Origin of the sequence: Roseitalea sp. MMSF_3546 (genome assembly GCF_030732865.1) — a bacterium.
Taxonomy (GTDB): domain Bacteria; phylum Pseudomonadota; class Alphaproteobacteria; order Rhizobiales; family Rhizobiaceae; genus Roseitalea.
Window position 1 is genome coordinate 1 of the sequence record NZ_JASHKB010000007.1, and the last position, 12,628, is coordinate 12,628.

Below are 12,628 nucleotides of genomic sequence, written 5' to 3' on the forward strand. Positions count from 1 at the left end.
CGGTCACATGCAGAGCCGGATCGACGCGTTGCTGCCCTGGAATTACGCCGCCAAGGTGTGATCACAACACCGCTTACAATTCAAGACGGAAGCGCTTCACTTGGTGACGATGTGCGGCGTGAGCGTGGCGCATGCCGCCCGCGCGTCTTGCGCGCCAATGCGCAAGAGCCTCTGGCGATGGTTGATGAGCCACACTGCGACCCGATCATCGGACAGGCCCGGCGCCGATGGCGGCGAAACCGGGCGGTCAGGCGGGACGCGAAGCCATGGGCCAGTCATGCAGACCACGAAACAGGCGCGATGCGGACGCGCCGGGCCGTGCCCGGCGCACCGGCCATCTGGCGGGCGATCGGACCGGAACCGCCGCGGTCGAATACGCGCTGATCATCGGCGCCATCGGCGCAGCGGTGATGCTGGCGGCACGCGTCGAGCTGTGGCAGCCGACGGCCGCCGCCAGGACGTCGTCGCTCGTCGATGCGCTCGAACCACGCGCGCCCCGCCTGGAGGGCGGGCACACGCTCGCTGACTGACGACGAAGAATGTGGGATTGAACCGGCCCGCGATCCCTGGCCCGCCGGCAGATGGCCGCATCGCGCGCAACCGCCCTGACCCCGGCAGACATGTCCGCGCGGACGCCCGGGACGTCAGGAGTTGACCGCGTCCTTGAGGGCCTTGCCGGCGGTGAATTTGGGAACGCGCTTGGCCGGAATGTCGACGGCCTGACCGGTCATCGGATTGCGGCCGGTGGTTGCCGCGCGATGCTGGACGACGAAATTGCCGAAGCCGAGCACCCGGACGTCGCCGCCGGCCTTCAGCGTCTCGGTAATGGTCGCAAACACGGCCTCGACCGCGGAGGTCGCCTCGCCTTTTCCCAAGCCTGATTTTTCCGCCACTGCCGCGGCCAGTTCGTTCTTGTTCATGGGTCATCTCCCCTCAAAGACAGATCGTGCAATGCTGACGCGAATCGACCGGACGCGCGTGCATTGGCGGCACATTACTCGCAATTGCGGGGATTGATAGGCAATTTAGGCGTCAAACGACCCCGGACGCCCTGATTTGCAAAGGAAATCACGCCATTAGGCAAAAAAAGGCGCCGCGATCGCGGCGCCTTTCGGTGTTTGTCGACGGGTTCAGTGTGCCACGTTGGGTTGCGGCTCCTCGGTCTGACGCGCCATCGCCGCGGCCATCTTCTCGTCCTCGGCGGTCCACTCGATCGGCTCGGGCCTTGCCGTCAGGGCATGCTCGAGCACCTCGCCGATATGGCTGACCGGAACGATCTCCAGGGCGCTCTTGACGTTGTCGTGGATGTCGACAAGGTCCTTGGCGTTGTCCTGCGGGATCAGCACCTTCTTGATGCCGCCGCGCACCGCCGCCAGCAGCTTCTCCTTCAGGCCGCCGATCGGCAGCACCCGCCCGCGCAGCGTGATCTCGCCGGTCATGGCGACATCGTTGCGCACGGCGATGCCGGTGAGCACCGAGACGATGGCCGTCGCCATGGCGATGCCCGCCGACGGGCCGTCCTTGGGCGTGGCGCCCTCGGGCACGTGCACGTGGATGTCGCGCTTGTCGAACACCGGCGGCTCGATGCCGAAATCGATGGCGCGCGAGCGCACATAGGACGCTGCGGCGGAGATGGACTCCTTCATGACGTCCTTGAGGTTGCCCGTAACGGTCATCTTGCCCTTGCCGGGCATCATCACGCCCTCGATCGTCAGCAGTTCGCCGCCGACCTCGGTCCAGGCAAGCCCGGTGACCACGCCGACCTGGTCCTCCTGGTCGATCTCGCCATAGCGGAACTTCGGCGCGCCCAGATACTCCTCGACATTGTCCCGGGTCACCTTCACCGCGCTGGCGTCGCTGCGCAGGATCTCCGTGACGGCCTTGCGCGCCAGCTTCATCAGCTCGCGCTCGAGGTTCCGCACGCCCGCCTCACGGGTGTAAAGGCGGATGATCTTGCGGATCGCATCCTCGGTCACCTCGAACTCGCCGGGCTGGAGCGCATTGTCGCGCACCGCCTTGGGCATCAGGTGGCGGTTGAGGATCTCGACCTTCTCATCCTCGGTGTAGCCGGCGATGCGGATGATCTCCATCCGGTCCATCAGCGGCGCGGGGATGTTGAGCGTGTTCGCCGTGGTGATGAACATCACGTTCGACAGGTCGTACTCCACCTCCAGATAGTGGTCCATGAAGGTGTTGTTCTGTTCGGGATCGAGCACCTCGAGCAGCGCCGAGGACGGATCGCCGCGGAAGTCCATGCCCATCTTGTCGATCTCGTCGAGCAGGAAGAGCGGATTGGACTTCTTGGCCTTCTTCATCGACTGGATGATCTTGCCGGGCATGGAGCCGATATAGGTGCGCCGGTGGCCGCGGATCTCGGCCTCGTCGCGCACGCCGCCCAGCGCCATGCGCACATATTCGCGTCCGGTGGCCTTGGCGATCGACTTGGCCAGCGAGGTCTTGCCGACGCCGGGCGGGCCGACCAGGCACAGGATCGGACCCTTGAGCTTCTTCTGGCGCTTCTGGACGGCCAGATACTCGACGATCCGTTCCTTGACCTTCTCAAGGCCGTAATGGTCGTTGTCGAGCACCTCCTGGGCAAGGTCGAGATCGTACTTGACCTTGGACTTGCGGTTCCAGGGGATCGACAGCATCCAGTCCAGATAGTTGCGCACGACCGTGGCCTCGGCCGACATCGGGCTCATCTGCTTGAGCTTCTTGAACTCGGCGTCGGCCTTCTCGCGCGCTTCCTTGGACAGCTTGGTCTTGGCGATGCGCTCTTCGAGCTCTGCCAGTTCGCCCTGGCCGTCCTCGCCGTCGCCCAGCTCCTTCTGGATCGCCTTCATCTGCTCGTTGAGATAGTATTCGCGCTGGGTCTTCTCCATCTGGCGCTTGACCCGGCTGCGGATGCGCTTTTCGACCTGCAGCACGGAAATCTCCGCCTCCATGTGGCCGAGCGCGCTCTCGAGCCGCGCCTTGACGGACGCGGTCTCCAGCAGTGCCTGCTTCTCGGCGATCTTGACCGCCAGATGCGAGGCGACCGTGTCGGCGAGCTTGGAATAGTCGTCGATCTGGGCCACCGCGCCGACCACGTCGGGCGAGATCTTCTTGTTGAGCTTCACATAGTCCTCGAACTGGGCGATGACGGTGCGCGCAAGGGCTGCGACTTCCACCTCGTCCTCGTCCGGTTCCTCGACCGGGCCGGCACTGGCTTCCAGAAAATCGGTGCGGTCGCTGAATTCGCCCACGGCCACGCGCTCGACGCCCTCGACCAGCACCTTGACCGTATTGTCGGGCAGCTTGAGCAGTTGCAGCACGTTGGCGAGCGTGCCGGTCTTGTAGATCGCATCGGCGGCCGGATCGTCATCGGCAGCCTCGACCTGGGTCGCCAGTAGGATCTGGCGATCGTTCTCCATCACTTCCTCAAGGGCGCGAATGGATTTGTCTCGTCCCACAAACAGCGGCACGATCATGTGCGGAAAAACAACAATGTCGCGCAACGGCAAAACGGCATAAAGCCCGTTCTCGCCGCCCGCTGTCGTTTTCACGGGTGCATGTGTCATGCGTCTCTTCCTTGTCTGGCCCGGAGGCCGGTTTGACGCCATCGTACCCGTCCAGTCCCGATGGCACAGAGAAATGCGGTCAACCGCTGACCCTTACTTGGCGCGCGCGAGGGCCCATTTCAACCAGTGCGGCGGACACCGGAACCGCCGGAAAGACCGGCCGGGATGTCGGGCCGGCGCGCATGGCACGTCCACATTTGCGGCAAATGCGGATTCGCACAAGCGCCTTTGCCGGCCGGCGTGCCGAAACGCACAGGCGCGTGAAGGCGCCGCGCGCGCCCTGCGATGCGGCGGCCGAACCGTGCCGGCGCCTGCCGGCCGATGCCGGACCGGCCGGGCGTTCGCGGCGCCTCAGGCGCTCTCGGCGGTGGCGCCGGCCTGCTCGTCCTTGTCCGAATAGATGTAGAGCGGGCGGGCACCGCCGGTGACCACATCGTCGGAAATGACCACCTCGCGCACGCCTTCGAGCGCGGGCAGTTCGAACATGGTGTCGAGCAGGATCGTCTCCATGATCGAGCGCAGGCCGCGCGCGCCGGTCTTGCGTTCGATGGCCTTGCGGGCAATGGCGCGCAGCGCGTCCTCGTGAAAGGTCAGTTCGACGTTTTCCATCTCGAACAGGCGCTGATACTGCTTGACCAGCGCATTCTTGGGTTCGGTCAGGATCGACACGAGCGCGTCTTCGTCCAGATCCTCGAGCGTGGCGAGCACCGGCAGGCGGCCGACGAACTCCGGGATCAGGCCGAAGCGCAGCAGGTCCTCGGGCTCGACCATGCGGAACAGTTCGCCGGTCTTGCGTTCGTCGGGGGATTCGACGGTCGCGGCAAAGCCGATCGAGGTCTGCGAGCCGCGGTCGGCGATGATCTTGTCGAGCCCGGAGAAGGCGCCGCCGGAGATGAACAGGATGTTGGCGGTGTCGACCTGCAGGAACTCCTGTTGCGGATGCTTGCGTCCGCCCTGCGGTGGCACGGAGGCGACCGTGCCCTCCATGATCTTCAGAAGCGCCTGCTGGACGCCCTCGCCCGACACGTCGCGGGTGATCGAGGGATTGTCGGACTTGCGCGAGATCTTGTCGATCTCGTCGATATAGACGATGCCGCGCTGGGCACGCTCGACATTGTAGTCGGAGGCCTGCAGCAGCTTCAAGATGATGTTCTCGACATCCTCGCCGACATAGCCGGCCTCGGTCAGCGTGGTCGCATCGGCCATGGTGAAGGGCACGTCGATGATGCGCGCCAGCGTCTGGGCGAGCAGCGTCTTGCCGCAGCCCGTCGGGCCGATCAGCAGGATGTTGGACTTGGCGAGTTCGACATCCTCGTTCTTTTCGGCATGGGCCAGCCGCTTGTAGTGGTTGTGGACGGCGACCGACAGGATGCGCTTGGCGTGCGGCTGGCCGATCACGTAGTCGTCCAGCACCGTCAGGATCTCCTGCGGCGTGGGCACGCCCTCCTTGGACTTGGCAACCGAGGACTTGTTCTCCTCGCGGATGATGTCCATGCACAGTTCTACGCACTCGTCGCAGATGAACACGGTCGGACCCGCGATCAGCTTGCGCACCTCGTGCTGGCTCTTGCCGCAAAATGAGCAATAGAGGGTGTTCTTGGCGTCGCCGCCGCCACCGCTCGAGGAAATCTTGCTCATGAAATCGTCCTTTCCTGCACCGGGCTCGTCACCCGTTCTTGGTGTGGCCCGGACACCCACACGCTCGGCCACACGCCGACTCTACACAGAACCGCAACGGACACAAACCCGATCCCGAATCACGATCAGGCTAGGAGCATGACCGTCAACAAGCCCTTAACGTGCCGAAAACACTAACGTTTCATGCGCCCAGCGCAATCGCAAATCGTTGCCGATTTGCCGCACCGGCGCAAATGCTGCGCGATTATCCGGCACCGCCCTCTCTGTCGATGGCATCGCGGCTGGAAATGACCCGGTCGATCAGGCCGAAGTCGCGCGCCATTTCGGCGGTCATGAAGTTGTCGCGATCGAGCGCCTTGTCGATCGTCTCGTAGTCCTGGCCGGTATGGGCGACGTAGATCTCGTTGAGCCGGCGCTTGAGGCTCTCGACTTCCTTGGCGTGGATGAGGATGTCGGTCGCCTGGCCCTGAAAGCCGCCCGAGGGCTGGTGCACCATGACCCGCGAATTGGGCACGCAAAAGCGCATGCCCTTGGCGCCCGCCGTCAGCAGCAGCGAGCCCATGGAGGCGGCCTGGCCGATGCACAGCGTGGAGACGGCCGGCTTGATGAACTGCATCGTGTCGTAGATCGCAAGGCCCGAGGACACCACGCCTCCGGGCGAATTGATGTACATGGCGATCTCTTTTTTCGGATTGTCCGCCTCCAGCCACAGAAGCTGGGCGCACACCAGCGATGCCATGCCGTCCTCGATGGGACCGGTGATGAAGATGATGCGTTCCTTCAAAAGGCGCGAGAAGATGTCGTAGGCGCGCTCGCCGCGGTTGGTCTGCTCGACCACCATGGGCACGAGGTTCATCGCTGTGTTGATCGGATCGGGCATGGTTCACCTTTGGAGCCCGCCGCGCGGAAGCCGACGGCGAATGCGGGAATCAGTGGGCGTTCGAGAGCCTAGATAGGGCGCCCTGCCGGCGCTTCGCAAGGGAGCGGGTGGATTTGCTTGCCGGTGCGGTTAAAACCGGCCAGAAACGGGCCGTTTCCAGGGCCTCGTGAGGAGCCATGCAGCCGCAACCCGCCAGCACCGCGACCGCCGCCGCAGGAAGCGGCGACCGGCTTTCGATCGACCCGCGCGCCAACGGTTTCATCCAGGATCCCTACCCGGCCTATGCGCGCATCCATGCCCGGTCGCCGGCCTTCTTCTGGGAGCAATACGGACATTGGTGCCTTGCCGGCTACCAGGCCGTCGACGCGCTGCTGCGCGACCGGCGCTTTGGCCGGCAGATCCTGCATGTGGCAACGCGCGCCGAGCTTGGCTGGCCCGAGCGCCCCGCCCATCTGCGCGATTTCGACGCGCTCGAGCGGCATTCGCTTCTGGAACTGGAGGCGCCCGCGCACACAAAGCTGCGGCGGCTGATCACCAAGGCCTTCGTCGCCCGACAGGTCGAGCGGCTGCGCCCGCAAGTCCGCGCGCTGTGCCACCGGCTGATCGACGGGTTCGAAGCCGATGGCAGCGCCGAGCTGTTGGCGGCCTATGCCACGCCCATCCCGCTGGAGACGATCTGCCGCCTGCTCGGCGTGCCGGTCTCGGCCGGACCGCAACTGCTCGACTGGTCGCATGCGATCGTCAAGATGTATGTGCTGGCGCCGACCATGGACGCGCAGATCGCCGCGAACGCGGCCGCGCGCGACTTCGCCGCCTTCCTGCGCGATCACATCGCGGCCAGGCGCGCGGCGCCCGGCGATGACCTGCTGAGCGCGCTGATCGCCGCCGAAGACGGCGGTGCGACGCTCAGCGAGGACGAACTGGTGTCGACCGTGGTGCTGCTGCTCAATGCCGGCCATGAGGCGACGGTGCACCAGATCGGCAATGCGCTGCATTCGATCCTGGATTCCGGCCTCGATCCGACGGCGCTGTTCGGTTCGCCGGAAGCGACGGCGGCGAGTGTCGAGGAAGCGCTGCGCCACAACGCGCCGCTGCACATGTTCACGCGCTATGCGCTGTCCGACATCGACCTTGACGTCGAGGGCCGCGTTCTGCCGCTGAGGAAGGGCGAGAGGATCGGGCTGTTGCTGGGTGCGGCCAATCGCGACCCGCGCCGCTTTGCGGCACCGCACGCGTTCGACCCGGGCCGGGCCGACCAGGCCAATGTCTCCTTTGGCGCCGGCATCCACTTCTGCATCGGTGCGCCGCTCGCCCGGATCGAGATCCAGGAGGCGCTTTCGGTGCTGTTTGCGCGCCTGCCCGGCCTGCGCTTTGCCGAACGGCCGCGCTATGGCGACACCTATCATTTCCGCGGGCTCGAACGGGCCGCGATCAAATGGTGACCGGCCGGATGCGGCATCGCGCCGTCAGCACACCTGCACTTCGCAAAGGCTGAGCGTGAACTCTTCTTCCGGCTCGGTACGCGCCGCATCGAACTGGCGCCCGTCGCGGCATTGGGCGCGCGCCTCGAAGGTGCGTCGGCCGGCCAGTTCGCCCTCGGCGATGTTGACGTAATATTCGACCTGGCACTGCTCGTCGCGGGCAAGCTGTGCCGTGACCTCGTCGAGCCAGGCCGGGTCGGTGGACTGGGCGAACGCGGCCTGTGCGGCCGTCAGGCCTGCCACCGATCCGACCGCCAGGATGATATGAAAGCGCATGAACGCCTCCCTTGCCGGTTTCGTCCCTTCGCGCCCAGTCAGGCACATCGGTGCGCCCGATGCCTTGCGGCAAATCAATCGCAAATCCGTGCGCAGGGACCGCCCCGGCGGGACGGCCCGATGCGTCGCGCCTTGCGGGTCGCGACGGGTCAGGCCGCCCTGGCGAGGGCCTGGTCGATGTCGGCGATGATGTCGCGGACATTCTCGATGCCGATCGACAGGCGCACCACGTCATTGCCGGCGCCGGCGGCCTCGCGCTGCTCGTCGGAAAGCTGGCGGTGGGTCGTCGAGGCCGGATGGATGACCAGCGAGCGGGTGTCGCCGATATTGGCAAGGTGCGAGAACAGCTGCAGACCCTCGACGAACTTCACGCCGGCGTCGTAGCCGCCCTTCAGCCCGAAGGTGAATACCGAGCCGGCGCCCTTTGGCGTGTATCTTTCCTGGCGGGCCTTGAACCGGTCGCCTTCCAGCCCCGCATAATGCACCCAGGATACCGCCTCGTGGTCCTTCAGGTGGCGTGCGACCTCGATCGCGTTGTCGCAATGGCGCTGCATGCGCAGCGGCAGCGTTTCGAGCCCGGTCAGGATCTGGAAGGCGTTGAAGGGCGACAGCGCCGGGCCGAAATCGCGCAGGCCGAGCACACGGCAGGCGATGGCGAAGGCGATGTTGCCGAGCGCCTCGTGCAGCACGACGCCGCCATACTCCTCGCGCGGGGACGACAGCATCGGATAATTGCCCGAGGCCGACCAGTCGAAGGTGCCGCCGTCGACGATGATGCCGCCCATCGAATTGCCGTGTCCGCCGATGAACTTGGTCAGCGAATGCACGACGATGTCGGCGCCGTGCTCGATCGGACGCATGAGGTAGGGAGTCGCCATGGTGTTGTCGACGATCAGCGGCAGGCCGTGCTTGTGGGCGACCTCGGCGACGGCCTGGATGTCGGTGATGGCACCGCCCGGATTGGCGATGCTCTCGACGAAGACGGCGCGGGTGCGCGCGTCGATCCGGCTTTCCAGCGCCTGAAGATCGTCGGTGTCGGCCCAGCGCACCTGCCAGTCGAAGTTCCTGAAGGCCTGGCCGAACTGGTTGATCGAGCCGCCGTACAGCCGCGTGCCGGCCACGAAGTTGTCGCCCGCATTCATCAGCGTGTGGAAGACCAGCAACTGGGCGGCGTGGCCCGATGCCACCGCGAGCGCCGCCGTGCCGCCCTCGAGCGCGGCAAGGCGCTCCTCGAGCACCGCATTGGTGGGGTTCATGATGCGGGTGTAGATATTGCCGAACTCCTGCAGGCCGAACAGCTTGGCCGCATGATCGGCGCTGTCGAAGACATAGGAGGTCGTCTGGTAGATCGGGGTTATGCGCGCCTTCGTGGTGGGGTCGGGCTGAGCGCCCGCATGGATGGCCAGCGTCTCAAAGCCCGGCGTGTGGTCCGACATGATTGCCTCCCGAGGGTGTTGGATGGTCCGATGGGACGCCGTTATCGGCGACGGCCCCGGCGAATGCAAAGAACAATTTTGCGCGGCAGACCCGCAAACGGCCGGCGCCCGTCGGAAAACGGTTGCCCCCGGTGGAATGGGCTTGCACGTCAGAGGCCCAGGCGCGGCATCTCGATCGCCGGGCAGCGGTCCTGGATGACGGTGACCCCGGCTGCCTCGGCGCGGGCCGCCGCCGCGTCGTCGCGTACGCCGAGCTGGCTCCAGACGACCTTCGGCCGGTCCGGCAGCGTGAGGGCCTCATCAATCACCCCGCCAAGATGTTCGGAGCGGCGGAAGACGTCGACCATGTCGACCGGCCGGGGCAGATCGGCGAGCGAGGCGACGACGGGCGCGCCGGCGATCGTCTTGCCGGCATGGCCGGGATTGACCGCGACGACCTCGAACCCCTTGTCGACCAGGAACTTCGTCACGCCATGGCTCGGCCGGGCCGGATTGGGTGACGCGCCGACGACGGCAATAGATTCGACGCTGGTCAGGACCGAGCGGATGAGGTCGTCAGGGTAGCTGTCGTGGCCGGCGTCGACACTCATTGTCTGTCCTGTCCGTTGTCCTGTCGTTGAACTTGTCCTAAAATGCGCACAAGGAAGCGTCAACAATGCGTCAACAATGGAGGCGTCGATGGCCATTGTCAGCCAGTCCGAGTTCCGGGCCAATATCGCCAAGCTGCTCGACCAGGTCGAGGACGACCGCAAGGAACTGATCGTCACGCGCCAGGGCAAGCAGCCCATGGTCGTCATCCCGCTCGAGGAATATGAAAGCTGGAAGGAGACAGACTACCTGCTCTCCAATCCGGTCAACCGTGCCGTGCTGCTGGAGTCGATCCGGCAACTCGATGCGGGCGAGGGTATCGAGATGACCATCGAGGAGTTGAAGGCTGCGCTCGAAAATGCGGCGGACGATGCAGCGTGATCGTGATCGTTTCGCCCCAGGCGCTGCAGGACCTGACCTATTGGGTAAAGGTCAAGCCGCGCATGGCCGTGCGCGCGCTCGAACTGATCGAACTGACCAGGCGCCACCCCTTCAACGGGCCCGGAAAGCCGGAACCGCTACGCCATCACATGCGTGGTGCGTGGTCCCGCCGGATCGACGACGAGCACCGGCTGGTCTATCGCATCACCGGTTCGGGCGATGCGCAGACGCTCGAAATCGCCGCCTGCCGCTATCACTATTCCCGGTGACCAACGGCACGGTTACGCAAAGCCCGGGCGCGTCGCCTATTTGCCGGTCCACTTCGCCGGTCGCTTCTGCAAAAACGCCGTGATCCCCTCCTCGGCATCGGCCGCCATCATGTTCTCGACCATCACGGCGGATGCGTGGGCATAGGCGTCGGCAAGCGTCATTTCGGCCTGCCGGTAGAACGCGGCCTTGCCGAGCCCGACGACGAAACAGGACTTTTCGGCAATGGTTTGGGCGTATTTCTCGACAACCTGATTCAGGTACTGGCGCGGCACGATACGGTTGACAAGGCCGAACTCCTTTGCGGTCGAGGCGTCGATCGTCTCGCCGGTCAGCAGCATCTCCATGGCCTGCTTGCGGTGCACGTTGCGCGACAGCGCGACCATCGGCGTCGAGCAGAACAGGCCGATATTGACACCGGGCGTGCAGAAACCGGAACTGTCGGTGCAGATGGCCAGATCGCAACTCGCCACCAACTGGCAGCCCGCCGCCGTGGCAAGCCCGTCGACCTCGGCGATCACCGGCCTGTCGTGCTCGACGATCCTGGTCATCAGAGCCGCGCACAACTGGAAGGTCTGCTTGAAGAAACCGACGCCGCCGTCATGATCGGCGCGGTGGGCGGTCAGCTCCTTCAGGTCGTGACCGGCGCTGAAGACCCGCTCGTTGGAGCGGATCACGATCGCGCGCACGGCCTGGTCGGCCGCCGCGTCGTCGAGCGCGGCGACCAGCGCCTCCATCATCGCGACCGACAGGGCATTGGCCGGCGGGTTGTTGAGCGTCAGGCGCAGGAGCGGTCCGTCGCGATGGGCCAGCACGAGCCCGCCCGGCTGCCGCAGGGGTTGCACATTGCTGCTCATCGGGCACCTCGCATCGCACTTGCCTTGCTCACCCGGTCAAGGCTAACAGCGCCGGACACACCGCGCCAGTGGCGCCGGTCCGCCCGGGATGACGCAATGGAACCTTCGGCCCTTTCGCCGGTGATGGATGTCGAGGCGCTCGAAGCGTTTCTGGCGCGCGACTTTCCGCAACTGCATGCCGATGGACGGCACTATCGCGTCGTCCGCGTCAAGCCGGGGACGGTCACCATGCGCCTGTCGCCCGAGGACCGGCACCTGCGGCCGGGCGGCACGGTGTCGGGGCCGACGCTGTTCACCCTGGCCGACGTCGGCGCCTATCTGGCGATCCTGGCCCATATCGGCCCTTCGGCGCTGACGGTGACGACCAATCTGACCATCAATTTCATGCACAAGGCGGCGCCCGGGCCGCTGGAGGGCATGGCGCGGCTGCTCAAGCTGGGCAAGCGCCTGGCGGTCGTCGAAACGACGATCACCGATGCCGAAGGACGGCTGATCGCGCATGCGACCGGCACCTATTCGATCCCGCCGGACCGGCACGATGCGGTAAAATAATACCTTGCATGCAAGCCATTGATCTTGCTGCATTTCCCCTGGCCAGCGCTCGAAATTGATCTTGACAAGCGGTCGCCCGGACCGTAATGGAGCCCAATTCGCGAGGGTGAGACCCGCGCTGAGGGTGTTGCCGGCTGGCCGGCAAATCCGGCGGGACGACACGCCAAACGCCGACACACGCAAGCAACAAGAAACGCCCGCGCGGCGACGCCGCTGCCCGGGATCGCAATCGAAGGACCCAACCGATGCGGACCTTTTCGCAGAAGCCTGCCGATGTGCAGAAGAAATGGGTGCTGATCGACGCCGACGGGCTGGTCGTCGGCCGGCTCGCCACGATCATCGCCAAGCGCCTGCGCGGCAAGCACAAGCCCACCTACACGCCCCATGTCGATGACGGCGACAATGTCATCGTCATCAATGCCGACAAGGTCGTCTTCACCGGCCGCAAGCGCGCCGAAAAGACCTATTACTGGCACACCGGCCATCCCGGCGGCATCAAGCAGCGCACTGCCGCGCAGATGCTGGACGGGCGCTTCCCCGAGCGCGTGGTCGAAAAGGCCGTCGAACGCATGATCCCGCGCGGCCCGCTCGGCCGTCGCCAGATGAAGAATCTGCGCGTTTATGCCGGCGCCGAACACCCGCACGCGGCGCAGTCGCCCGAGGTGATCGACGTCGCCGCCATGAACGCCAAGAACACGAAGGCAGGTTGAAC

At 65.4% G+C, this 12,628-nt stretch carries 14 protein-coding genes; 6 read left to right on the top strand and 8 right to left on the bottom strand.

Translation table 11 applies throughout. From position 1 onward, the window contains the following. The first annotated feature begins 266 nt into the window (after positions 1 to 266). Positions 267 to 530, top strand: coding sequence for a hypothetical protein (locus RBB34_RS07380; RefSeq protein WP_306118559.1), 264 nt, complete (start codon positions 267 to 269; stop codon positions 528 to 530). A gap of 114 nt (positions 531 to 644) precedes the next feature. Here the strand turns inward: RBB34_RS07380 and RBB34_RS07385 are convergent, their stop codons facing one another. The 4 genes from RBB34_RS07385 to RBB34_RS07400 all read right to left on the bottom strand — a co-directional run bounded on the left by RBB34_RS07385 (position 645) and on the right by RBB34_RS07400 (position 6,078). Beyond that, positions 645 to 920: an HU family DNA-binding protein gene (locus RBB34_RS07385; RefSeq protein WP_306118560.1), complete on the bottom strand. Its 276-nt coding sequence runs from the start codon at positions 918 to 920 to the stop codon at positions 645 to 647. Positions 921 to 1,130: 210 nt separating this feature from the next. Continuing rightward, on the bottom strand, positions 1,131 to 3,560 hold the full coding sequence (lon, locus tag RBB34_RS07390) for an endopeptidase La (protein ID WP_306118561.1): 2,430 nt from the start codon (positions 3,558 to 3,560) through the stop codon (positions 1,131 to 1,133). 351 nt (positions 3,561 to 3,911) lie between these two features. Continuing rightward, entirely contained in the window at positions 3,912 to 5,198 is a 1,287-nt protein-coding gene (gene clpX, locus RBB34_RS07395) for an ATP-dependent Clp protease ATP-binding subunit ClpX (RefSeq protein WP_306118562.1), read from the bottom strand. Positions 5,199 to 5,442: 244 nt separating this feature from the next. Beyond that, on the bottom strand, positions 5,443 to 6,078 hold the full coding sequence (locus tag RBB34_RS07400) for an ATP-dependent Clp protease proteolytic subunit (RefSeq protein ID WP_306118563.1): 636 nt from the start codon (positions 6,076 to 6,078) through the stop codon (positions 5,443 to 5,445). A gap of 176 nt (positions 6,079 to 6,254) precedes the next feature. Here RBB34_RS07400 and RBB34_RS07405 point away from each other — a divergent pair, with 176 nt between their 5' ends. After that, positions 6,255 to 7,520 carry a cytochrome P450 gene (locus RBB34_RS07405; protein WP_306118564.1) on the top strand — a complete coding sequence of 422 codons (1,266 nt, stop codon included), beginning with the start codon at positions 6,255 to 6,257 and terminating at the stop codon, positions 7,518 to 7,520. Positions 7,521 to 7,544: 24 nt separating this feature from the next. Here RBB34_RS07405 and RBB34_RS07410 read toward each other — a convergent pair whose 3' ends face one another. The 3 genes from RBB34_RS07410 to RBB34_RS07420 form a co-directional block, all read right to left on the bottom strand. Beyond that, positions 7,545 to 7,835, bottom strand: a complete 291-nt coding sequence (locus RBB34_RS07410; RefSeq protein WP_306118565.1) for a hypothetical protein — start codon at positions 7,833 to 7,835, stop codon at positions 7,545 to 7,547. A 149-nt stretch (positions 7,836 to 7,984) separates the two neighbouring features. Then, entirely contained in the window at positions 7,985 to 9,271 is a 1,287-nt protein-coding gene (locus tag RBB34_RS07415; RefSeq protein ID WP_306118566.1) for an O-acetylhomoserine aminocarboxypropyltransferase, read from the bottom strand. A gap of 149 nt (positions 9,272 to 9,420) precedes the next feature. Continuing rightward, on the bottom strand, positions 9,421 to 9,861 hold the full coding sequence (locus tag RBB34_RS07420; RefSeq protein ID WP_306118567.1) for a CoA-binding protein: 441 nt from the start codon (positions 9,859 to 9,861) through the stop codon (positions 9,421 to 9,423). An 88-nt stretch (positions 9,862 to 9,949) separates the two neighbouring features. Between RBB34_RS07420 and RBB34_RS07425 the strand changes: the two genes are divergently transcribed. Together RBB34_RS07425 and RBB34_RS07430 are read left to right on the top strand one after the other, a co-directional pair. After that, positions 9,950 to 10,240, top strand: a complete 291-nt coding sequence (locus RBB34_RS07425; RefSeq protein ID WP_306118568.1) for a type II toxin-antitoxin system prevent-host-death family antitoxin — start codon at positions 9,950 to 9,952, stop codon at positions 10,238 to 10,240. Then, positions 10,237 to 10,509, top strand: a complete 273-nt coding sequence (locus RBB34_RS07430) for a Txe/YoeB family addiction module toxin (protein ID WP_306118569.1) — start codon at positions 10,237 to 10,239, stop codon at positions 10,507 to 10,509. The genes RBB34_RS07425 and RBB34_RS07430 overlap by 4 nt, the downstream gene beginning before the upstream one ends. Before the next feature lie 36 nt (positions 10,510 to 10,545). On the opposite strand, the gene RBB34_RS07435 is transcribed toward RBB34_RS07430, so the two are convergent. After that, positions 10,546 to 11,364 (bottom strand): enoyl-CoA hydratase, encoded by an 819-nt coding sequence (locus RBB34_RS07435; protein ID WP_306118570.1) that lies wholly within the window; start codon positions 11,362 to 11,364, stop codon positions 10,546 to 10,548. Between the two features lie 96 nt (positions 11,365 to 11,460). On the opposite strand from RBB34_RS07435, the gene RBB34_RS07440 reads away from it, so the two are divergent. Beyond that, positions 11,461 to 11,916, top strand: a complete 456-nt coding sequence (locus RBB34_RS07440) for a PaaI family thioesterase (RefSeq protein ID WP_306118571.1) — start codon at positions 11,461 to 11,463, stop codon at positions 11,914 to 11,916. Positions 11,917 to 12,161: 245 nt separating this feature from the next. Continuing rightward, positions 12,162 to 12,626, top strand: coding sequence for a 50S ribosomal protein L13 (gene rplM / locus RBB34_RS07445; RefSeq protein ID WP_306118572.1), 465 nt, complete (start codon positions 12,162 to 12,164; stop codon positions 12,624 to 12,626). Positions 12,627 to 12,628: the final 2 nt, after the last annotated feature.